At 67.0% G+C, this 22473-nt stretch carries 19 protein-coding genes; 13 read left to right on the plus strand and 6 right to left on the minus strand.

Annotated features, from left to right (window positions below; genetic code table 11):
• Positions 1-5 precede the first annotated feature (5 nt).
• The 3 genes from AC2FAN_RS00680 to AC2FAN_RS00690 all read right to left on the minus strand — a co-directional run bounded on the left by AC2FAN_RS00680 (position 6) and on the right by AC2FAN_RS00690 (position 4452).
• Positions 6-1517: an aldehyde dehydrogenase gene (locus tag AC2FAN_RS00680; protein ID WP_476806677.1), complete on the minus strand. Its 1512-nt coding sequence runs from the start codon at positions 1515-1517 to the stop codon at positions 6-8.
• 15 nt (positions 1518-1532) lie between these two features.
• Entirely contained in the window at positions 1533-2513 is a 981-nt protein-coding gene (locus AC2FAN_RS00685) for a flavin reductase (protein WP_485172349.1), read from the minus strand.
• A 127-nt stretch (positions 2514-2640) separates the two neighbouring features.
• Positions 2641-4452: a helix-turn-helix domain-containing protein gene (locus AC2FAN_RS00690; RefSeq protein WP_485172350.1), complete on the minus strand. Its 1812-nt coding sequence runs from the start codon at positions 4450-4452 to the stop codon at positions 2641-2643.
• 145 nt (positions 4453-4597) lie between these two features.
• On the opposite strand from AC2FAN_RS00690, the gene AC2FAN_RS00695 reads away from it, so the two are divergent.
• A complete protein-coding gene (locus AC2FAN_RS00695; RefSeq protein WP_265053324.1) occupies positions 4598-5188 on the plus strand; it encodes an amino acid synthesis family protein in 591 nt (196 codons plus the stop codon).
• Between the two features lie 94 nt (positions 5189-5282).
• Here the strand turns inward: AC2FAN_RS00695 and AC2FAN_RS00700 are convergent, their stop codons facing one another.
• Both AC2FAN_RS00700 and AC2FAN_RS00705 read right to left on the minus strand, forming a co-directional pair.
• Positions 5283-6689 (minus strand): aminotransferase, encoded by a 1407-nt coding sequence (locus AC2FAN_RS00700; RefSeq protein ID WP_485172351.1) that lies wholly within the window; start codon positions 6687-6689, stop codon positions 5283-5285.
• A gap of 15 nt (positions 6690-6704) precedes the next feature.
• Entirely contained in the window at positions 6705-8183 is a 1479-nt protein-coding gene (locus AC2FAN_RS00705; RefSeq protein ID WP_485172352.1) for an NAD-dependent succinate-semialdehyde dehydrogenase, read from the minus strand.
• Positions 8184-8309: 126 nt separating this feature from the next.
• On the opposite strand from AC2FAN_RS00705, the gene AC2FAN_RS00710 reads away from it, so the two are divergent.
• The 12 genes from AC2FAN_RS00710 (at position 8310) to AC2FAN_RS00765 (ending at position 20796) form a co-directional block, all read left to right on the plus strand.
• Positions 8310-8777 (plus strand): Lrp/AsnC family transcriptional regulator, encoded by a 468-nt coding sequence (locus AC2FAN_RS00710; protein WP_476806672.1) that lies wholly within the window; start codon positions 8310-8312, stop codon positions 8775-8777.
• A gap of 28 nt (positions 8778-8805) precedes the next feature.
• Positions 8806-9285, plus strand: coding sequence for an Lrp/AsnC family transcriptional regulator (locus AC2FAN_RS00715; RefSeq protein WP_265054822.1), 480 nt, complete (start codon positions 8806-8808; stop codon positions 9283-9285).
• A gap of 209 nt (positions 9286-9494) precedes the next feature.
• Positions 9495-10421, plus strand: coding sequence for a dihydrodipicolinate synthase family protein (locus AC2FAN_RS00720; protein WP_485172353.1), 927 nt, complete (start codon positions 9495-9497; stop codon positions 10419-10421).
• Between the two features lie 7 nt (positions 10422-10428).
• A complete protein-coding gene (locus tag AC2FAN_RS00725; protein WP_476806670.1) occupies positions 10429-11604 on the plus strand; it encodes a mandelate racemase/muconate lactonizing enzyme family protein in 1176 nt (391 codons plus the stop codon).
• 41 nt (positions 11605-11645) lie between these two features.
• The gene (locus tag AC2FAN_RS00730; RefSeq protein ID WP_476806669.1) at positions 11646-12920 is read left to right on the plus strand and encodes an ABC transporter substrate-binding protein; all 1275 of its coding nucleotides are present in this window, start codon (positions 11646-11648) and stop codon (positions 12918-12920) included.
• Between the two features lie 120 nt (positions 12921-13040).
• On the plus strand, positions 13041-13946 hold the full coding sequence (locus tag AC2FAN_RS00735) for a carbohydrate ABC transporter permease (protein ID WP_485172354.1): 906 nt from the start codon (positions 13041-13043) through the stop codon (positions 13944-13946).
• An 11-nt stretch (positions 13947-13957) separates the two neighbouring features.
• The gene (locus AC2FAN_RS00740; protein WP_476806667.1) at positions 13958-14788 is read left to right on the plus strand and encodes a carbohydrate ABC transporter permease; all 831 of its coding nucleotides are present in this window, start codon (positions 13958-13960) and stop codon (positions 14786-14788) included.
• A gap of 18 nt (positions 14789-14806) precedes the next feature.
• Positions 14807-15916, plus strand: coding sequence for an ABC transporter ATP-binding protein (locus AC2FAN_RS00745; protein WP_485172355.1), 1110 nt, complete (start codon positions 14807-14809; stop codon positions 15914-15916).
• An 11-nt stretch (positions 15917-15927) separates the two neighbouring features.
• Positions 15928-16914 (plus strand): NAD-dependent epimerase/dehydratase family protein, encoded by a 987-nt coding sequence (locus AC2FAN_RS00750; RefSeq protein ID WP_485172356.1) that lies wholly within the window; start codon positions 15928-15930, stop codon positions 16912-16914.
• A 2-nt stretch (positions 16915-16916) separates the two neighbouring features.
• Complete coding sequence (locus tag AC2FAN_RS00755; protein WP_265053313.1) at positions 16917-18626, plus strand: SMP-30/gluconolactonase/LRE family protein; 1710 nt, start codon at positions 16917-16919, stop codon at positions 18624-18626.
• On the plus strand, positions 18623-19387 hold the full coding sequence (locus AC2FAN_RS00760; protein ID WP_485172357.1) for an SDR family NAD(P)-dependent oxidoreductase: 765 nt from the start codon (positions 18623-18625) through the stop codon (positions 19385-19387). The genes AC2FAN_RS00755 and AC2FAN_RS00760 overlap by 4 nt, the downstream gene beginning before the upstream one ends.
• 2 nt (positions 19388-19389) lie before the next feature.
• Positions 19390-20796, plus strand: a complete 1407-nt coding sequence (locus AC2FAN_RS00765; RefSeq protein WP_485172358.1) for an FAD-binding oxidoreductase — start codon at positions 19390-19392, stop codon at positions 20794-20796.
• 52 nt (positions 20797-20848) lie between these two features.
• Here AC2FAN_RS00765 and AC2FAN_RS00770 read toward each other — a convergent pair whose 3' ends face one another.
• The gene (locus AC2FAN_RS00770; RefSeq protein WP_485172359.1) at positions 20849-22312 is read right to left on the minus strand and encodes an NAD-dependent succinate-semialdehyde dehydrogenase; all 1464 of its coding nucleotides are present in this window, start codon (positions 22310-22312) and stop codon (positions 20849-20851) included.
• Between the last annotated feature and the right edge of the window lie 161 nt (positions 22313-22473).

Genomic DNA, 22473 nt, shown 5'->3' on the forward strand with positions numbered 1-22473 from the left:
CTGGCTCAGCGCAGGCGGATCACGAACGGGTCCTGCATGGCGCCCGAATAGTCGATGAGAACGTTCTTCAGGCGCGAGAACTCGCGCATGACCTCGAAGCCGCCACGGCGGCCATAGCCGCTGTTCTTCATCCCGCCATTGGCGGACATGTAGGCGGCGGAGCGGTAGGTGTTGATCCAGACGGTGCCGGCATCGATGTTGCGGGCGAAGCGCATGGCCCGGTCGATGTCCCTGGTCCAGATGCCGGAAGCCAGACCGTATTCCGTGTCGTTGGCGAGCTGGATCATCTCCTCCTCGGTCTTGAACGGCACGACGCCGACGACCGGTCCGAAGATCTCCTCGCGCATGAAGCGCATGTCGTTGCTGGCCTCGGTCATCACCGTGGGCTCGAAATACCAGCCGCGCGCCAGCTCGCCGTCCTGCGGCTTGCGGCCGCCGACCGCGACCTTGGCGCCTTCGCGCACGCCGGAGCCGACATAGTCCTCGACCTTCGCGAGCTGGGAAGCCAGCGCGACCGGGCCGATATCGGTGTCCTCGGTCTGCGGATGGCCGACCTTGATGCGGCGCGTGCGGTCGACCAGCGCCTCGACGAAGCGATCGTAGATCGGCTGCTCGACGAAGCAGCGCGAGCCGGCGACGCAGGTCTGGCCGGCCGCCGCGAAGACGCCGGAGACGACGCCGTTGACGGCGCGGTCGATATCGACATCGGAGAAGATGACATGGGGGGACTTGCCGCCCAGCTCCATCTGGCAGGGCACGAGGTTCTGCGCGGCGTTGCCGGCGATCTTGCGGCCGGTGAAGGTCGAGCCGGTGAAGACGTATTTGGCGACGCCGGGATGGCGCGTCAGCGCCTCGCCGGTGACGGCACCGTCGCCGGTGACGACGTTGACGACACCAGGCGGAATGCCGGCCGCGATCGCGAGTTCCGCCAGCGCGAGGCTAGATGCGGTGGCGTGCTCGGAGGGCTTCACCACGATGGTGTTGCCGATGGCGAGGCAGGGCGCGAGCGTGCCGGTCAGCATCATCAGCGGCGAGTTCCACGGGATGATCATGCCGATCACGCCGAGCGGCTCGCGCAGGTTGAAGTTCAGCGAGTCGAGCTTGTTGACCGGGATCGTGTCGCCCTGAAGCTTGTCGGCCATCCCGGCGAAGTAGAGATAGGAGTCCGGGATCGCCCGCATCTGGGCGCGCATCTCCTTGAGCAGCTTGCCGTTGTCGCGGCATTCGATCATCGCCAGTTCGTCGGCGTTCTCGAGCACGAGCTCGCCGAGGCGGCGCACCAGCTTGCCGCGCTCCGTCTGCGTCATGCGGCGCCAGGCCGGGTTGACGAAGGCCGCACGGGCCGAGCGAACGGCGGCATCGACATCGGCGGCATCGCCCTGGGCGAATTCGTACCAGGGTTCGGCCGTCGTCGGATCGAAGGACGGCACGTAGATGCCGCTCTTCGGCGCGACGAAGGCGCCGTCGATGAACAGGCCCTGGCGCGAACCTTCGAGGGATTGGACAGTGGTCTTCATGCTCGCTCTGCCGGCTCAGGATTGCGGAAGGGTGGCCCAGGGCTGCGCCTCGCCGACCATGGCGAGGCGGCCGCCATCGTTGGAATCCATGTAGATTCCGAAGCGCTTGCTGGCGCTCTCCCGGGCATAGCGGCGCAGCATCGAGCTGATCTCGCGGGTCGGGATCGCGTCGTAGGGAAGCTGGTCGATCGGGAAGAACTTGAGCCCGGGCGACAGCGCGACCGAGGCGGAATCCTGCGCGAGCCTGGCGCGATAGATCAGATAGCCGGGATCGCCATCGCTGACGTCGAAGACGGAGTAGAGGAAGGTATCGTCGGGCACGAGCGTCAGCGCGTCGCCGCCGTCGAGCTTCAATTCGTTGTCGGCGATACGGCGCTTCGCGCTCGGCAGCCCCCAGCCGCCCTTCCCGTCCGAACGCAGCAGCAGATGTCCGTCGGATTCGATCAGGTAACCGACGATCATGCCTTGCGATTCGAGCCAGCCCGGCGGCAGCGGATCCTTCACATTGGCGTATCGGCCGCGGCAGAAGCCGAGCGGCGCCGTGGGGCTGGTGCCGAAAGCCTGCACCTCGCCGATCAGCACGACATGGTCGCCGGCATCGACGCGGCTGTGCATCGTGCAATCGAACCAGGTCAGACAATCGGTCAGGATCGGCGCGCCAGTATGCACGCGGTCATGGCTGACGGTGTCGAACTTGTTCGCCGCCTTGGAGGCGAAGAGGTTGGAGACGTCCGTCTGCGCCTCGTGCAGCAGGTTGACGGCGAAGGAGTCCGAGCTGTTGAAGGCGCCGTAGCTGTGGGCACCCTTGCCGACGCAGACGAGCAGCAGCGGCGGGTCGAGCGAGACCGAGGTGAAGGAATTCGCGGTCATGCCGCGCGGCATGCCGTCGGCATCGCGCGTCGTAATGACGGTGACGCCGGTGACGAAAGTTCCGAACGCGCGGCGCAGAGCGACCGGGTCGATCAGGTTGGCTGTCTTTTCCGCGGGAGCGAGCATCCGCCTCACCTCGATCAATGCGGGGATCGTGGCGAGAGGCTAGGCTTCGGATAGGCCCGCTTCTTCCTATGAACGATGGGAGGAATAGAGGAAATGTTTCGCTGAACCGATGGAGCCGGCGAAAACCTCAGGCCGCCGGCACCTGGCTGCTTTCGATGACGCCGTGCAGCCGAATGGCGAGCTCGATGGCGAAGCGCTTGTCGGCCGTCTCGGGATCGATGCCGAAGAGATCCTGGATGCGGGAGAGCCGGTAGCGCAGGGTCGTGACGTGCAGCCCCATCGCATCGGCGCAAGCCTGCGCGCGGCAGCCTTCGCGCAGATAGGCGGACAGCGTCTCCAGGTAAGGCGTCTCGTGCTTGCGGTCATGCGCAATCACCGCGCCGATCGCCCCGTCGACGAAGCTGCGCACATCCACCGACTCGGCAGCACCGATCAGCATCGGCATCGGCCCGAAATCGAAGGCCGACAGGATTCCGCTGCGCCCGAAGGAGCGCGCGATGCGGATCATGCGCCAGCAGCGCTCCCATTCCTTCGGATAGCTGTCGAGCCCGTCGCAGATGCCGCCCAGCACCACGATCGGCTCCCGGTTGAAGCTGTGCCTGAGCGCCTCGACCATGCGCCGCGCCAGCCGTCCCGCCCGCTCGGAGTCTCCGCTTTTCTCCTCCGGAACGAGGCAGACGAGGCCGCCGCCAACCGCGACCACGCTGACCGCCAGGTTCATCTGCCGCGCGAGCCGCGTCACGGCGTGGTGGGAATCGACGCCGATATCGGCCGGGAGGGACGCCCCGTCGGGGAAGTCGACCACGATCATCCGGGCGGGCGCTGCCAGTGCGAGCCCGAGCCGGCGGCCGCGCTGGATGATATCGTCCGCATCGCGCCAGCGCCGTTCGACGATCTCGAAGAACAACTCGGTGAGCGTGCGCGTCTCGAAGCGAAAACGGATGACGCTGCGCATCATCTGGACACTGAGCGCGAACTTCACGCTGTCGAGCAGCAGTCGCTGGAGGTCGCCCGTCGCCTCGCCAGCCTCCGGAAAGATCACGAGAGCGCCGACCGGCTGCCCGTCGACGTTGAGCGCGTCGATGCGGGCCATGACCTGAAGCCGCCGGCCCGCATCGTCAAGCCGCAGGCTCTGTGGCTCGGCCCGCCCCGCCGCCACGGCGTCACGAGCCGCCGCGGTGATCTGGCTGCCGATTGGGCCATCGAGCGCCCGTTGCCAGGCTGCGTCGTCGAAATGTAGCGGCGCCGGCGAGCGGCTCGCCGCGAGCGCATTGCCGGCAAAATCGACGACGAGGATTGCATCCGGCAGGAGTTCCGCGAGCATCTCGGACAGTGCCGAGGCCGATCCGCCGGCCAGCACCTCCTGCAGCAGCATGGTCTGCGTCTGCAGGGCATTCTGCAGTTGCTCCGCCGCCTGGCGCTGTGCGCGCAGGCGATGCTCGCGCTCGACGGCGATGCCGCCGAGATGGACGATCATGCTCATGAAGGCGAGATCGTCGGCCGAGACGTCCGTCACGTCGCGGGAGACGACGTTCAGCACCATCGGACGGCCCTGCTCGTCGGAACAGCTCATCGGCAGCACCAGCACGGTGCGATAGTCGCGCTCGAAGGCCTCGCGACGATAGCCGGGGAACTCATCCGAAGCACGCGCATCCCGGATGTAGACGGGCTCGTTGCGCTGGAGCGCGATCAGGGCCGGGCTGGTCGCCAGTTCCCAGCGGTTCTCGAGACGCCGGCGCAGCAGGGTGGGATCGTGCCGGACGACGACATGAGCCTCGCCGTGGGGCGCATCGATCGCCATGATCGAGCCAAGCGCCCAGCCGCCATGCTCGCAGGCCGCGCGGATGAGATCGCGGAGCACCGTATCGAGATCGCCGCCGGAGTTGATCTGGCTGGCGACGTCGCGCAGCGAGCGCATCTGCGATGCCTGATCCGCCATGGGCTTCTCCTATCCACCACGCTCGATCTTACGCCGCATCGCAGGTCCATCCACGTGTTTCTTCCCGCGATCCGATGGAAGACGTGGCGGGAATGCCGCCGCTACGCTTCGCCACCCTTTCACGATCGCAACAGGTGGACACGCCATGGATTACGGCCTGCGCAAGATCTCGACCTTCGTCGAGGAAACCTTCATCGAGGGCGGCAAGGCTGCCGACAAGCCGGTGCGCTTCGTCATCGTCGCCGCCGTGCTGCGCAATCCTTGGGCCGGCCAGGGCTTCGTCGAGAACCTGCGCCCCGAGATATTCCGCATCGCCCCGCATCTTGGCGCGGAACTGACCAAGCGCCTCGTCGCGGTGATGCCGGCCGAGCAGGTCGAGGCCTATGGCAAGGCAGCGGCCGTCGGCACCAATGGCGAGATCGAGCATGCCTCGGCGCTGATCCACACGCTGCGCTTCGGCAACATGTTCCGCGATGCCGTCAAGGGCACGGCCTATCTGAGCTTCACCAACACCCGCAACGCGCCGGGCGCCCTGCTCTCGCTGCCGATGATCCACAAGAGCGAGACCGGCAAGCGCTCGCACTTCCTCACCGCTCAGTTCCAGATCCCGGATGCCCCCGCCGCCGACGAGGTGCTGGTCGCCATCGGCGCCGCCGACAACAGCCGCGCCCATCCCCGCCTCGCCGACCGCTTCCAGGACATGGAGGAAATGAAGCGGGAGTTGGAGGACGCCTGAGCCATCAGGCCGGGCAACGCTCCCGGCCTTGCGGGGCCCGCCGGATCGGCGGGCCCCTTTTTCATGTCCGTGTTGCGAGGACCGCGTCATCATCTCAGGCGAGCGCGACCTTGTCGCGGGCAAGCTCTTCCATCACCTGCCGCACGGCCTTCTCGGCGATGGCGACGATCTCGTCGATCTCGTCGCGGCTCGTCACCAGCGGCGGCGCGAAGCCGAGGATCTCGCCATGTGGCATGGCGCGGGCGATCAGCCCGCGATCGCGCGCCGCCTTGGAGATGCGGGCGCCGACCTTGAGGCCGGGATCGAAGCGCGTCTTGGCCTCGCGATTGGCGACGAATTCGAGCGCGCCCAGCATGCCGACGCCGCGAACCTCGCCGACGATCGGCAGCTGCGCGAAGGTCGCCTTCAGCCGCTCCTGGAAATAACCGCCGACATCGCGCGCCTTGCCCGCCAGATCCTCCTTCTCGACGATGTCGAGCACGGCATTAGCCGCTGCCGCACCGATCGGATGGCCGGAATAGGTGTAGCCGTGGGAGAAGGCACCGACGCGGTCCGCGCCCTCCTCCATCACCTTGTAGACCTTCTCGCCGACGATCGCCGCCGAGAGTGGGAAATAGGCCGAGGTCAGCCCCTTCGCGACGGTGATGAGATCGGGCTCGATGCCGTAGAGATGCGAGCCGAAGGGCGTGCCGATGCGGCCGAAGCCGGTGACGACCTCGTCGGCGATCAGCAGCACGTCGTATTTGCGCAGGACCGCCTGGATCGCGGTCCAGTAGCCCTCCGGCGGCGGGGTGATGCCGCCCGTGCCGAGCACCGGTTCGCCGATGAAGGCGCCGACCGTCTCCGGCCCTTCGCGCAGAATCAGCTCCTCCAGCTCCGAGGCGAGGCGCTGCGAGAACTCGGTTTCGGTCTCGCCGGGCTGGGCGCCCCAATAGTGATGCGGCGCGCCGGTGTGGAGAATGCCGGAGAACGGCAGGTCCATATGGTCGTGGTAGAAGCTCATCCCGGTCATCGAGCCGGAAACGACGCTGCAGCCATGGTAGCCGCGCAGCCGCGAGATGATCTTCTTCTTCCGCGGCTGGCCGCGCAGGTTGTTGTAGTACCAGACGAGCTTGGCCTGGGTCTCGTTCGCGTCCGAGCCGGACATCCCGTAGAAGACCTTGCTCATCTTGCCCGGCGCCATCTTCACGAGGCGGTCGGAAAGGATGGCGAGCTCGTCCGTCGTGTGGGCGGCGTAGGAGTGGTAATAGGCCAGCCGATAGGCCTGTCGCGAGATCGCCTCGGCGACTTCGGTGCGGCCATAGCCGATATTGACGCAGTAGAGCCCGGCGAAGCCGTCGATATAGCTGCGGCCGGCCGCGTCCTGGATGCGGATGCCCTTGCCGGTCTCGACGATGGTGGGCTCGCCGAGCTTGCCGGTGGCGAAGTCCTTGAGCTGGGTGAAGGGGTGCAGGGTGCTGGCGCGATCCAGCGCGCCGATCGCCGCGACGTCGATCGTCATTCATTATCTCCTTGATTACGCTGCCAGATTTCCGAAGCAGACATATTTCGCTTCGAGATATTCGCTGATGCCGTGGCGCGAGCCCTCGCGGCCGAGGCCGGACTGCTTCCAGCCGCCGAAGGGGATGGGAGCGCCGGTGAATTTCGGCGTGTTGACCGCGACCATGCCGTATTCGAGCTGGTCGGTGAGGCGCATCGCCCGGCGCAGATCCTGGGTGTAGAGGTAAGCCGCAAGCCCCATCTCGGTCGCGTTGGCGCGGGCCACGACCTCTTCCTCCGTATCGAAAGGCAGGATCGCGGCGACGGGGCCGAAGGTCTCCTCGCGGGCGATCGTCATCTCCTCGGTCACATCGGCCAGCACAGTCGGCTGGACGAAGCTGCCGCCGAGCGGGCTGTCCTGACCGCCTGCGACGATGCGGGCCCCGGCGGCGAGCGCCTGCGCGATCTGCTGGCGGCACTTCTCGGCAACGGAGGGGCGCGTCATCGGGCCGATATCGACGCCCTCTTCCAGCCCGTGGCCGAGCTTGAGGCGCGCGGCCGCCTCCGCATAGGCCGCGACGAAGCGCTCATAGACGCCGCGCTGAACATAGATGCGGTTGGCGGCGAGGCAGTCCTGGCCGGAGGTCGCGAACTTGGCCGCGACCCCGCCGATGACCGCCTGCTCGAGCGGCGCGTCGTCGAAGACGATGAAGGGCGCGTGGCCGCCAAGTTCGAGCGAGGCGCGCTTCACCGTCTGCGCGGCCTGGCCGAGCAGGAGCCGGCCGACCTCCGTCGAGCCGGTGAAGGAGAAGGCGCGGATATCGGTGTGTGCCAGAAGGCGATGCGCCAACGGCGCAGCCTCCCCGGTCAGGACCTGAAACACGCCCTTCGGGAAGCCGACCTCTTCGGCAAGCTTCGCCAACGCGAGCGCCGAGAGCGGCGTTTCGGGAGCGGGCTTCACCACCATGGCGCAGCCGGCGGCGAGCGCGGCCCCGGCCTTGCGGATGATCATCGCGCTCGGGAAATTCCATGGCGTCACAGCGGCGGCAACGCCGATCGGCTGCATCTGCACCGAAAGCCGGCTGCCGGGCAGATGGCTCGGGATCGTCTCGCCATAGCTGCGCTCGCCCTCGCCCGCAAACCAGTCCAGGAAAGCCGCGGCATAGGCGATCTCGCCATGAGATTCGGCGATCGGCTTGCCCTGCTCGGCCGTCATGATGACGGCAAGGTCATCGCTGTTGCTGCGCATCGCCGCCGCCCAGTCCCGCAGCAGGCGGCCACGCTCGACCGGCAGGCGCTCGCGCCAAAGCTTCTGTGCGGCGACCGCTGCCGCGACGGCCTCGTCGACGGTTTCCAGCGGCAGAGAGGCCACGCTGGCGATGGCTTCCTGAGTCGCGGGATCGACGACGGCGATTTGCTCGGCAGTATCGCGCCAGCTTCCATCCACGAAAGCCCGGCTCTCCAGCAAGTCGCCGCGCTTCAGCTTTTTCAGCGCTTTCGCGGATAAATCCCGCATCCCATCCTCCGCTTCGACGATTGAGTGGCGAGGAGGCTAGTGCAGAGAATGCGGCGTATGCCGCCGAAGCGCGGGCTTTCGCGATGATTTCCGGCTTATATCAGGACAAGGGCGCAGGATTTCGGCATGATCGAACTCGACAGCTTGGACCGCAGACTTCTGGACGCGGTGCAGCAGAACAACCGGTTGACCACGGCCGAACTCGGCGAGCGCGTCGGCCTCTCGGCCACGGCCTGCCAGCGCCGGCTCAAGCGCCTGCGCGACACCGGCGTGATCGAGGCAGACGTGTCCATCGTCTCGCCCCGTTCCATCGGGCGGCCGATCTCGATGCTCGTGCTGGTGACGCTGGAGCGCGAGCGAGCCGACATCGTCGATCGCTTCAAGGCCTCGATCCGGGCGACGAAAGAGGTGATGATCGGCTTCTACGTCACCGGCGACGCCGATTTCGTGCTCCATGTCACCGCCCGCGACATGGAAGACTATGAGCGCTTCACGCGCCGCTTCTTCTATGAGAACCCCGACATCAAGGGCTTCAAGACCATGGTGGTGATGGACCGGGTGAAGGCGAGCTTCGCACTCCCGATCGATCCCTGACACCAGGAACAGTGACATGGCCGGACATCTGAAGCTCGATCGGATCGACCTCAACATCCTCGTGCAGCTGCAGCTGGACGGGGCGCAGACCAATCTCAAGCTCTCCGAGAAGGTCGGGCTGTCGCCGAGCCCCTGCCTGCAGCGGGTGAAGCGACTGGAAAGCGCCGGCTACATCACCGGGTATGGCGCAAGGCTCAACCTCGCCAAGCTGGCCGACAGCGTCACCGTCTTTACCGAAGTCACGCTGGTCGACCATCGCATCGACGATTTCGCCAAGTTCGAAGCCAATATTCGCGACGTCGACGAACTGATGGAGTGCCACCTGATCAGCGGTGGCTACGACTATTTGCTGCGCTTTCTCGCGCCAAGCATCGCGCATTACCAGGAGCGGATGGAAAGCCTCCTGCGGCGAAACATCGGGATCGAGAAGTATTTCAGCTACGTCGTGCTGAAGTCGCCGATCGTGAAGAGCACGCTGCCGCTCAAGACGCTGCTCAAGTTGCCTTAGGCGCCTCCGGCCTGCGGCGCCCGGCGCCGTACCAGCGCACCAGCGCCCAGTCGTCGACGAAGCGCGGCGCTTCTCAATTGCTCGTCCCATTACGATCGCGGATCGCAATCCGATCGCGCGGAAACGCGTCTGCCTGTCTTGACGCCATCTCGCAGGCGTCCGTATGATCCAAATAAGAAAACAAATGATCCATATATTGGACCTTAGGGATGGATATGACTCTGAACGGTATATTGCCGGTATTGCCGACGCCTTTTTCGGCCGCAGGGACGGTCGATCCGGCCGCAATGGCGCGAATCACCGCCTTTGCCTGCGACGTGGGAGCGGCCGGCGTGGTGTTTCCGGGCTTCGCCAGCGAGGTCGACAACCTGACGGCCGAAGAGCGCGAGACCCTGCTGCGCGAGATCGTGCGGGTGGTCGCTGGGCGCATTCCAGTCGTCGCCGGGGCGAGCGCGCCCTCCGCGGACGAGGCTGCGGGCCATGCGCGGCGCGCCCGTGAACTCGGGATCACCTATGTGATGATTCAGGCGCCTAAATCCGTCGGAATCGACGGCGCCGCGGTCGCAGCTTTCTACCGCGCGATATCGGATGCGGTTCCGGGCATCGAGATCGTGCTGCAGAACGCGCCCGCTCCGCGGGGCTCCGATCTCAAGCCCGATGTCATCCTGCAGATCGTCCACGGCAATCCCGCCATCACCTATGTGAAGGAGGAAACGCTTCCCTCCGGTGGCCCGATCAGCACGATTCTGAAAGGCGCTCCGGCTCACCTGAAAGGTGTGCTCGGCGGCGGTGGGGCGCGCTATATCGTCGAGGAATATGTGCGGGGCGCCTGCGGCGCGATGCCGGCTGTGGAGATCACCGACGTTCATGTCGCGCTGGACCGCGCCTTTCGGGCCGGCGACCTCGCGACGGCGCGCCACCTCTACCGGCGTACGCTTCCGCTGCTGGTCATCCAGGCCAATTTCCGCATGGCCTTCACTAAATACGTGCTGACGCAGCGCGGAATTCTGCACAATCATCTCTGCCGCGCGCCCGTGCCGCCTCTCGACGAGGTCGACTGCGCCGAAATCGACGCTTGGCTCGCCTCCGTCGCCGATCTGCTCGCGGCCCCGGCCGCGGCACGCAAGGCAGGGTGACCGGCCGATGAGCGAGCGCGTCGCCAAGGTCGAGGTCTTCACGCTGACGATCCCGCGCGAGACCGTCTATCTCGGCGATCCCCGCCCCGGCGAGAGCGTCAACGCGAAGGGCTACATCGTCCGCAAGGGCAACCGCACCGTCTACCCGACCATGGACCGCACGGTCGTGGTGCGGCTGGAGACGAGCGGCGGCCTCGTCGGCTGGGGCGAGACATACGGCATCGTCGCGCCCGGCGCCGCCATCGCCATCATCGACGACCTGCTCGGCCCTTATGTCGTCGGGCGCTCGCCGCAGGACGTGGTGGTGATCCATGAGGATCTCTACGACCTGATGCGGGTGCGCGGTTATACCGGCGGCTTCTATCTCGACGCGCTCGCAGCCATCGACATTGCGCTGTGGGACCTCAATGCCCGCCTCGCCGACCGGCCGCTCGTCGCCATGCTTGGCGGGCGGCGGCACGAGCGCCTGCCCGCCTACATCTCGGGGCTGCCGAAGCGCACGCGGGCAGAGCGAGCCGATTTTGCCGCCGAGTGGCAGGCCAAAGGCTTCGACAGCTTCAAATTCGCCGCGCCCGTCGCCGATGACGGCAACGTCGCCGAGATCGCGACGCTGCGCGAGCGGCTGGGGCCTCAGGCCCGGATCGCCTGCGACATGCACTGGGTCCACACGGGCGAGGAGGCCGTCTCGGCGATCCGCGCGATGGAACCGCATGGCCTCTGGTTTGCCGAGGCCCCGGTCAAGCCCGAGGATATCGACGGCCTCGCCCATGTCGCTGCCCGCGTCTCGACGCCGGTTGCCGCGGGCGAGGAATGGCGCACGGTCTATGATCTGGTGCCGCGAGTGGCGCGGCGGGCCTGCGCGATCGTCCAGCCGGAGATGGGGCACAAAGGCGTCACCGAGTTCATGCGGATCGGGCACTACGCGCAGGCGCACAATCTCGCCGTCATCCCGCATGCGACGATCGGCATGGGCCTGTTCATGGCCGCGAGCCTGCATGCCAGCGCCGCCCTTTCGGCCGTGAGCTGTCACGAATACCAGCACTCGATCTTCGAGCCGAACCGGCGCCTGCTCACCGGCGACATGGATTGCCGCGAGGGCTTCTACAGCCTGCCGACCGGTCCGGGCCTGGGCGTTGCGCCATCCGAGGAGGCGCTGAGCCTCCTCGACAAGCACTCACCGTAACCGCCGGATAACACGGCAGAAACACGAGAGGGAGAAACGTCATGAGGATGCCAGACTGGAAGCGGCTCGCAGCCGGCGCGCTCGTCGCGCTCTGCACGACGACGGCCCTGCCCGCGCTTGCCCAGAACAAGGTCCTGAAGTTCGTGTCCTGGCAGAAGGACGAGCGCGGGACCGGCGACTGGTGGGGCTCCGTGATCAAGGAGTTCGAGGCGACCCATCCCGGCGTCAAGATCGAATGGACCAAGGTCGAGCGCGGCGCCTTCGCCGACACGATGACGACGCTCTTCGCCGGCGGCCAACCGCCCGACATTGTCCACCTCGCCTCCTTCGAGTTCCAGAAGTTCGCGGATAATGGCTGGCTGGAGCCGCTCGATCCCTACATCAAGAACGCCAAGCTCGACCTCAAGGGCTGGGCCGGCCAGGACACCTGCAGCTGGAACAAGCAGAATGTCTGCGTGATGATGCTCTATTTCGGGTACTTCATGGCCTATAACGAGGAGCTCCTGAAGAAGGAGGGGCTCGAGGCTCCCAAGACCTACGCCGAATTCCTCGCCGCCGCCCGCAAGCTGACGAAGGACGTCAACGGCGACGGTATCGTCGACCAGTTCGGCACCGGCCACGAGACCCGCGGCGGCGGCGGCCAGTACATGTCCGAGATGATGAACTACACGCTCGACGCCGGCGGCCGCTGGACCGACGAGAGCGGCAAGGTCACGATCGACACGCCGCAGATGGTCGAGGGCCTCACCCGCTGGAAGACCGTCGTCAAGGACAGCCTGACCCCGCGCGATCTCGCCGCCGGAGAGGTCCGCCAGCTCTTCGCCGACGGCAAGATCGCGATGAAGATGGATGGTCCCTGGCTGTGGCCGATCATCCAGAAGGGCAAGGCCAAGGATCAGATCAAGCTCGGCATGGTGCCGTTCAATCCGCCGGTCGGCGGCTCCTCCAACGTGCTCGGCATCGCCTCCGAGGTCTCGGCCGAGAACAAGAAGCTCGCCTGGGACTTCATCGCGATCGCGACCTCTGACAAGTTCCAGTCGACATATGCGACGCTCGGCGCCTCGCCCCCGCCGGACCCGCGCGCCGACACCTCGGGCGCGAGCAAGGACACGCCGCATTTCGATCTGCTGGTGAAGGCGACCAAGGCTGCCGCCGACGCCAAGGTCGACCGCATCCCCAAGGGGCTCGAGCTGCAGTTCAACGAGTTTGCCAAGATGATCATGGAAGAGAGCCAGCGCATGATCATCCAGGATCTCGACCCCAAGGTCGTGGCGGCGACGATGCAGAAGAAGGCCGAGGCGCTGCAGAAGCAGTGACGGCCGCGTCAAGGCCGGCCCTGTCCCGGCCATCCCGCAAGCCGACGCTGTTCCGATACGCCCTTCCCTGGTGCGGCGCCCATGCCGCCCGGGAATGAAGCGACCCGTCACGGAGAGATCATGGCGCGATCCGCATTCCTCGATCTGGCCCGGCCGAGCCGGCGCCACTGGCTCGGCTATCTGCTGCTGCTGCCGGCGGTGCTGCTGATCGGGCTGATCATCGTCTACCCGCTGTTCGTCTCGGTCGACCTTTCATTCCAGAATGTCGGAATCCCGCGGCTGGACCAGCCGCGGCGTCCCTTCACGACGGCGAATTACGAGCGGCTCTTCACCTCGCCGGACTTCTGGAATGCGAGCTGGACCACGCTCAAGCTCGTCCTGATCGTCAGCTTCTTCTGCTTCCTGCTGGGCCTGAGCACGGCACTGCTCGTCAACAACCGCTTCAAGGGCCAGTCGATCGCGCGCCTCCTCGTCGCACTGCCCTGGGCGGTGCCGGAAGTCGTCGCCGTCGTCATCTTCGCCTGGATCTTCGATTCATCCTTCGGCCTGATGAACTGGCTCTTCATCCGGCTCGGGCTGATCGACACCACGATCAACTGGTTTTCCTCGCCCGAGGCCGCTTTTGCCGTCGTTTGCGTCACGATGGTGTGGAAGGGCTATCCCTTCGTCTCGATCATGATGCTGGCAGGGCTGCAGTCGATCCCGGAGGATTTCTACAACGCCGCCCGTGTCGACGGCGCCAATGCCTGGCAGCGGCTGACCAACATCACCCTGCCCTCGCTGATGCCGGTGCTCGGTGTCACGCTGATCCTGGTGATGCTGTGGGTCTTCCGCGACTTCTCGATCATCTACGTGATGACCGGCGGTGGCCCGCTCAAGGCGACGCAGACGCTTTCGATCATGACCTACGAGCAGGCCTTCGGCTTCTTCAAGATGGGCTACGCCTCGGCCGTCGGCGTCGTCACACTGGTCGTCTGCGTGATCGCGAGCCGCCTGCTGATGGGCCGCGCGCCCGAGACGGTTTGAGGAGCGGCGCGATGAGACGAAGCCTTTCCGCACGCATCCTGCTGTACGCCGCGGTCGTCGTGACCTGCGCGGTCCTCGTCTTCCCGATCTACTGGCTCGTGGTGACGGCGCTCGCGACGCCGGCAGAACTGCGCGCCCTGCCGCCGACCTTCTGGCCATCGGAGCCGCGCTGGGGCGTCTTCGGAGAGATCATCCAGCAGCGTCCGATCCTGCTCTGGCTCGGCAACTCCATTCTCGCCGCCACCGGGGCGGTGACGCTCTCGATGCTCGTCTCGGTGCTCGCCGGCTACAGCCTCTCGCGCTTCCGCGTGCGCGGCGGCCAGTCGCTGGGCCTGTTCATCCTCACGGCCAAGATGCTGCCGGCGACGCTGCTGGTCATTCCGCTGTTCGGCATCTTCCGGATGACCGGGATGATCGGCTCGCTCTGGTCGGTGATCCTGGCCCACGCCACGCTGATCGTGCCTTTCACGACCTGGATGCTGAAGGGCTATTTCGACACCATCCCGCGCGAGCTCGAGCAGGCGGCGATGGTCGATGGCTGCTCGCCGCTCGGCGCGATGGTCAGGGTCATCCTGCCGGTCTCGGCGCCGGGCCTGGCCGCGACGGCGCTCTACGGATTCGTCCTCTCCTGGTCGGACTACGCCTATGCGCGCACGTTCCTGACCAACGCCCAGACCAACTGGACCGCCAATCTCGGCCTGACGACGATGAAGGGCGAGTATGTCTCGAACTGGGCCGACATCTCGGCGGCGTCGCTGATCGTCGCCGTGCCGGTTCTCCTGATCTACCTCTTCCTCGAACGCTACCTCGTCGGCGGGCTCACCGCCGGCGCGGAGAAGTGAGCCAAGGGTCTTCAATTCATGGCTGGCATCAGCATCGAACGCGTCACCAAATCCTACGGCTCGCTGCAGGTTCTGAAGGACTTCACGCTGGAGATCGACGATGGCGAGTTCGTCGTCTTCGTCGGCCCGTCCGGCTGCGGCAAGTCGACCATGCTCAAGATCCTGGCCGGGCTTGAGGAAGCGACCTCCGGCACGGTGAAGATCGCGGGGCGCGACGTCACCGACCTTGCGCCCGGCGACCGCGACATCGCCATGGTCTTCCAGAACTACGCGCTCTATCCGCATCTCTCCGTCGCGAAGAACATGGGCTTCGGGCTGAAGATGCGCGGCGTGCCCTCGGCCGAGATCGACGCCAAGGTCCGGGACGCCGCTCGGATCCTCGGCGTCGAGCATCTGCTCGACCGCAAGCCGAGGGCCCTCTCCGGCGGACAGCGCCAGCGTGTCGCGCTCGGCCGGGCCATCGTGCGCGAGCCGCAGGCCTTCCTGATGGACGAGCCGCTCTCCAACCTCGACGCCAAGCTGCGCGTCCATACCCGCGCCGAGATTTCCGCCCTGCACCAGCGGCTCAAGACGACGACGATCTACGTCACGCACGACCAGACCGAGGCGATGACGATGGCCGACCGCATCGTGATCATGCGCGACGGCACGATCCAGCAGATCGCCGATCCCGACACGATGTTCCGCAGGCCGGCCAATCTCTTCGTCGCCGGCTTCATCGGCTCGCCCGGCATGAATTTCATGCGCGCGACGGTCCGGGACGGCCGCACCGCGCGGCTGTTCGGGCGGGAGATCGAACTGCCCGGCACCAGCGACATCGCCGGCCGCGACCTCATACTGGGCCTGCGGCCGGAACATCTCTCCGCCGGGGCGGCCGGGGTGGTCAGCTTCGAGGCCACGCCCCGCCTGGTCGAGAGCCTCGGCAGCGAGAAATACCTCTATGTCGATCTCGTCGAAGAGAACCGGGCGACGCTCAAAGGCGCCGAGACCGACGAGCGGCGCGCCGACCAGTTCATCGCTCGTGTCATGGATGCCGACAGCGCGACGGCGGGCGCGGCGATGCCGCTCTCCTTCGACCCGGCCCGGTTGCATATCTTCGATGCGCAGACGCATCTCGCCCTGAACTGAGGAGCGCTGCCATGGCCATTCTCGTCACAGGAAGCGCAGGACGTATCGGCTCCCGCGTCGTCGATCGGCTCCTTGCCGCCGGCCATGCCGTCACAGGCTTCGACCTGCGCGGCTCCGGGCGCCGAGACGCCGGCTACCGAGAGATCGTCGGCGCCTTCGACGACCGCGAGGCGGCACGCGAGGCGGTGAAGGACGCCCGGCAGATCCTGCATCTCGGCGCCTTCATGTCCTGGCTCGCGAGCGATGCGGACAAGCTCTTCCGTGCGAATGTGGACGGTACGCGCGTCCTCCTGGAAGAGGCGGCGAAGGTCCGGGCGGGCCGCGTGGTCTTCGCCAGCTCCGGCGAGGTCTATCCCGAGAACGTGCCTGATTATCTGCCCGTCGACGAGGATCATCCGCTGAAGCCGCGTTCGGCCTACGGCCTGTCGAAACAGGTCGGCGAGGAGATCGTCCGCTTCACCGAGCGCAGTGCCGGCATCCCGGCCACGATCCTGCGCTTCTCGCATACGCAGGACGCGAGTGAATTGCTCGACGAGACCAGCTTCTTCTCAGGCCCGCGTTTCTTCCTGCAGCCGAAAATCCGCCAGCAGGAGGGCTTCGGCAACGCGACGGCGATCGCCGCGTTGAAGGCGATCGACGACGGGGCGACCGCGCTCGTGCTCTCTCGCAACGAAAGCGGCCGCCCCTTCCGCATGCACATCACCGATACGCGCGATATGGTCGACGGCATCCTGCTCGCGCTGGAGAGCGAGAAGGCGGCCGGGCGGACCTACAATCTGGGCGCCACCGCCCCGGTCGACTTCGCGCAAGCGCTGCCGGCGATGGCGCGGGCGACGGGCCTGCCGTTGAAAACGGTCGACCTGCCCGGCAGCGGCGTGTTTTACGAGACCTCGAATGCCCGGATTCGGGCGGAGCTGGGGTTCGCGCCGCAATGGACGATCGAGCGCATGATCGCGGAAGCCGCCGCGGCGCGGGCCGCGCGGGCGAAGGCGGCCTGAACATGCAGCCCGAGCGCGTACCGCCCCCGGAAGAGCGTGACGTGCCGCTGGGCGCGGCTGCCCTCGCCAAAGGCCTGTATCTGCTCGAAGTGATCGGCGAGCACCCGACGCCGCCACGCTTCAAGGATCTGCAGGCGGCGACGAAGCTCGCCAAGGGCACGCTGGCGCGCCTTCTCAACACCCTGCTGCTGTTCCGGCTGATCCGGCACGAGGATAGCGACAACACTTACCGGCTGGGTCACCGGCTGTTCGAGCTCGCCCATCGCGTCTGGGAGTCCTTCGACCTGCGGGCCGCGGCCGCGCCGATGCTGGAGCGTCTTGCCGAGGAATCGCGCGAGACGGCCGCGCTCTGCGCCGTCGATGGCGGAGAGGCGCTGTATATCGACCAACGCAGCCGCGGCGGAGCCTTCGGCTTCCGCATCGAGGCTGGACGCCGGGCACCGCTCCACTGCACGGCCGGCGGCAAGGCGCTGCTGGCCTTCGCCACTCCGCATGAGCGGCGCGCATTGCTCGACCAGATCACGCTCGACCATCACGCGCCCCATACCATCACCGACGAGGAGGCGCTGCTCGCCGACCTCGCTTTGGTGCGCGCACGGGGCTATGCCGTCTCGCAGGAAGAGCATGTGCCGGGCGTGTCCTCGGCCGCCGCCCCGATCTTCGACCACACCGGCCGCGCCATCGCCGCGATCGGCATCTTCGGCCCGACGGCGCGGCTCTCCAACGACCGGCTGCATACGACGGGTCGCGATCTGATGGCGGCGGCCCGGCAGATTTCCGGTAATGTCGGTGCCATGCCGGTCAACATCGCCCCGCCGGCTCCCGCCCACCGCCACGGCGACAGCGATGCCGAATGCGTGCTGCCCTGGGGCGCGCATCTGGCGGAAGGGCCGATCTGGTCGGCGGCCGAGCAGCGGCTCTACTGGGTCGATATCCTCGCCCCGGCCGTGCATCGCTTCGACCCCGTCACCCGCACCAATCAGGAGGTGCGCCTGCCTCGCCTCGTCAGCGCCGTCGTCGAACGGCGCAATGGCGGGCTCGTCGCGTTGACGCAGGAGGGGGTGGAGAGCTTCGATTTCGCGAGCGGGAGCCTCACCCCGCTTGTCGACCCCGAAGCCGACCTGCCCGACAACCGGTTCAACGACGGCAAATGCGACCGGCAGGGCCGGCTCTGGGCCGGCACGATGAGCCTCGACGCGGCAAGGCCGACTGGTTCGCTCTACCGCATCGAGGCCGACCTGAGCTGGCGACGTGTCGACGAGGGATTCCGTGTGGCCAACGGGCTCGACTGGAGCCCCGACGGGCGGACCTTCTACTTCACCGACAGCGCGCCCGGCCGGATTTACACCTATGAGTTCGACCCGGCCACGGGCTCGGTCGCCCGCCGCCGCATCTTCGCCGAGATCGACCCGAGCGAGGGCCGCCCCGACGGGCTTGCGGTCGACAGCGAGGGCTTCGTCTGGTGCGCGCTCTGGGACGGCTGGTGCGTGCGCCGCTTCGCGCCCGACGGCCGCCGCGAGCGCGATATCCGGCTGCCGGTCCCGCGCCCGACCAGCGTCGCCTTTGGCGGCCCGGATCTCTCCACGCTTTTCATCACCACCGCGCGCATCAGGCTGCCCTCGCGCGTGCTGGCCGATGCCCCCTTCTCCGGCGGCCTCTTCGCTGCACAGGCCCCGGCGCCCGGCCTGCCCGCCGCGGGCTTTGCGGGATGAGCGTCGAAGCCAGCTATCCGGGCCTGCGTGGCAAGGCCGCACTGGTCAGCGGCGGCGCCGACGGCATCGGCCGTGCCACGGTCACGATGCTTGCCCGGCAGGGTGTCCGCACCGGCTTCATCGACATCGACCGCGATGCCGGCGAGGCACTGGCCGCTGCGCTCATCGCGGAAGGGCTGGACGTTGCCTTCGAGCACGCCGATCTGCGCGACGTCGATGCGGCGCGCGATGCTGCCGAAATGCTGAAGACCCGTCTCGGCCCCGTCTCGATGCTGGTCAACAATGCCGGCCACGATGAGCGTCACAGCTTCGCGAGCATCACGCCCGCTTATTGGGACGATCGTTTCGCCGTCAATCTGCGGCCCATGATGGTCCTGGCGCAGGCGGTTGCGCCCGGCATGGCGGCACTCGGCGGCGGCTCGATCGTCAATCTCGGCTCGACGTCCTGGATGAAGGGCGCGACCGATCTGATCGCCTATGCCACCGCGAAATCCGCCGTGCTCGGTTTCACCCGCTCGCTGGCGCGGGAACTCGGCCCAGACGGCGTCAGGGTCAATTGCGTCACGCCCGGCTGGGTGATGACCCGACGCCAGCGCACCGAGCATATGTCGGCGGAGCGCTGGGCGAAGGCGCAGGAGCAGCAGGCTATCAAGGGCGCGATCGAACCGGAGGACGTCGCCGCGATGATCCTGTTCCTCTGTTCCGGCGCCTCGCGCATGTGCACCGGCCAGAACTTCATCGTCGATGCGGGGACGGTCTGATGATGGAGGCGCTGCAAGACCGGCTCGGACCCGGGAGCATCGTTACCGATCCCGAGGCGATGGCACGCTATCTGGTCGACTGGCGCGGGCGTTATCGCGGCACCGCGCAAGCCGTGCTGAAACCGCGTGATACAGCCGAAGTCGCGGCCGTGATGGAATGGGCAACGGCAACCCGGACGCCGGTCGTGCCGCAGGGCGGCAATACAGGTCTCTCCGGCGGAGCAACGCCGGACGCGTCCGGCCGCGCCGTGGTTCTATCGCTCGAAAGGATGAACCGCATCCGCGCGATCGACACGGAAGGCGATACGGTCGTCGCCGAAGCCGGCTGCGTTCTCGCGACAGCCCAGCAGGCCGCGCGCGAGGCCGGCCGCCTGCTGGCGATCAGTCTCGGCAGCGAGGGCTCGTGCCAGATCGGCGGCATCGTCGCGACCAATGCCGGCGGCATCAACGTTATCCGGCACGGCATGACGCGCGATCTCGTCCTCGGCCTCGAATATGTGCTGGCGGACGGCACCGTCAGCCGCACCCCGTCGCTGCTGCGCAAGGACAATACCGGCTACGACCTGCGCCATCTGCTGATCGGCTCGGAGGGAACCCTCGCCGTCATCACCGCCGCTTCGCTGCGCCTGCTGCCGGCGCCGCGCGGCACCGCGACAGCCCTCTGCGGCGTCGGACACCCGCGAGATGCACTCGCGCTGCTTGGTCGCCTGCGCGATGCCGGCCTCGCCGCGATCGCCTCATTCGAGCTGATGTGCGAGGGCGAGATGCAGCTCGTCCTCGACCTCCTGCCTGCTGCCCGGACCGGCCTTGCGAACCGCCATCGCTGGTACGTCTTCGTCGAAACGGAGGAGGACAGCGATGAAGCCGCTCGCGAAAGCCTCGGCGCAGGCATTGCCGCGGCTCTCGAAAACGGCACGGTAGCCGACGCGGTGCTTGCTCAGAACGGCCGACAGGCGGCCGCGATCTGGCATCTGCGCTTCGCCGTATCCGAAGCGAACCGCCGCACCGGACCAGGTTTTTCCTATGACGTCAGCGTCGCGACGGCTGCCGTCCCGGCCTTCCTCGACAGCATCGAGGCAGAACTCGCGGTCGCGCTTCCGACAGCCAGGCGTCTCTTCGTCGGCCATCTCGGCGATGGCAACATGCATGTGAACGTGGTCCCCGACCCCGTTCATCAGGAGCAAGCCGGCGGCATCGAGGCACTCAGGCCGCTCGTCGATGAAATCGTTTACGGCACCGTCACGGCGGATGCCGGCAGCATCAGCGCCGAGCATGGGATCGGGCGGCTCAAGGTCGCCGCTCTCGGCAAGGCGCGGCCTGCGCATGAGCTCGCCCTGATGCGCGCCATCAAGGCCTCGTTCGATCCGCTGGGAATCCTCAATCCCGGTGTGGTTCTGGCCGCGACATAGCGGGCAAAGACCCAGGCCGCGGCAAGCCGTTGGCCCAGGCTGTGCCGGACGGTCAGCCGAGCCCGCCGATGTGGAACGACTTCATCGAGAGATATTCCTCGATGCCGTATTTCGAGCCTTCACGGCCGATGCCGGACTGCTTGACGCCGCCAAAGGGCGCCGCCTCGATCGAGACCGAGCCGGTATTCAGCCCGACCATGCCGAATTCGAGCTTCTCGGCCACGCGCCAGGCCCGGTTGAGGTCGCTGGTGAAGTAGTAGGAGGCCAGCCCATAGGGAGTCGCATTGGCGATTTCCACCGCCTCGCGCTCGTCCTTGAAGCGAAAGAGCGGTGCCACCGGCCCGAAGGTTTCCTCGCTCGCCAGCGCCATCCCGACATTGGCGCCGCCGAGCACGGTCGGCGCGGCGAAGAGCTGGCCCTGCGCGGCCTTGGCGCTCGCCAGCAGCGTTGCGCCCTTGGCGCGGGCATCGTCGATATGGCGCTCGACCTTCTCGACGGCGGCCTTGTTGATCAGCGGGCCGATCGTGATGCCCTCCTCAAGGCCATTGCCGACGACGAGCTGCGAGACGGCCGCTGAGAGCTTGTCGGCGAAACGGTCGTAGATGCCGTCCTGCACCAGCACGCGGTTGGCGCAGACGCAGGTCTGGCCGCTATTGCGGAACTTGCTCGCCATCAACCCGGCAACCGCGAGGTCGATATCGGCGTCGTCGAAGATCAGGAAGGGCGCGTTGCCGCCGAGCTCGAAGCTGACGCGCTTCATCGTGTCCGCGCATTGCTGCATCAGGAGCTGGCCGACCCGGGTCGAGCCGGTGAAGGACAGTTTGCGTACTGCCATGCTGGAGGTGAGTTCGGCGCCGATCTCCTGCGGCAGGCCCGTGAGGACGCTGACGATGCCTTTCGGAATCCCGGCGCGCTCGGCCAGCACCGCGAGCGCCAGCGCCGAATAGGGCGTCAGCTCCGAGGGCTTGATGACGATCGGGCAGCCCGCCGCGAGCGCTGGCCCCGCCTTGCGGGTGATCATCGCCGCCGGGAAGTTCCAGGGCGTGATCGCGGCGGCGACGCCGACGGGCTCCTTCAGCACGATGATGCGACGGTCGCTGGTCGGCGCGGGGATCGTATCGCCATAGATGCGGCGCGATTCCTCGGCGAACCATTTCAGGAAGCCGGCCGCGTAGCGCACTTCGCCGCGCGCCTCGGCCAGCGGCTTGCCCTGCTCCACGGTCATGATGATCGCGAGGTCCTCGAGATTGGCGAGCATCAGGTCGTGCCAGGCCTCGACCAGCCGGCCGCGCTCGGCGCTCGGCAGGGCGCGCCAGCTGGCGAAAGCCGCTTCGGCCGCCTTGATCGCGCTTTGCGTCTCGTTGCGGCCCAGCGCCGGCACCGTACCGATTGTCTCCCCCGTCGCCGGATTCACCACATCGAGCGTCGCGCCGTTGGCGGCGCCGATCCAGTCGCCCCCGACATAGGCCTGCTCACGGAACAGGGATGGGTCCTTCAGGCGGGCTGCGATGCTCATGATGTCCTCCAGGGCAGATGGCCCATGATCGTGCGGTTCGGCGACAGGGAATACCGACAGCGAACGGCCAGCACCACTTCCTGCTGCAATTGGACCCCTGCCAGCAGGTTATGCTTCGCGGGCGCCGGCACGACATGCGTCGTTTCGATGGAAACGGTCCG

Source organism: Allobosea sp. RIT-PG3_2, assembly GCF_057321085.1.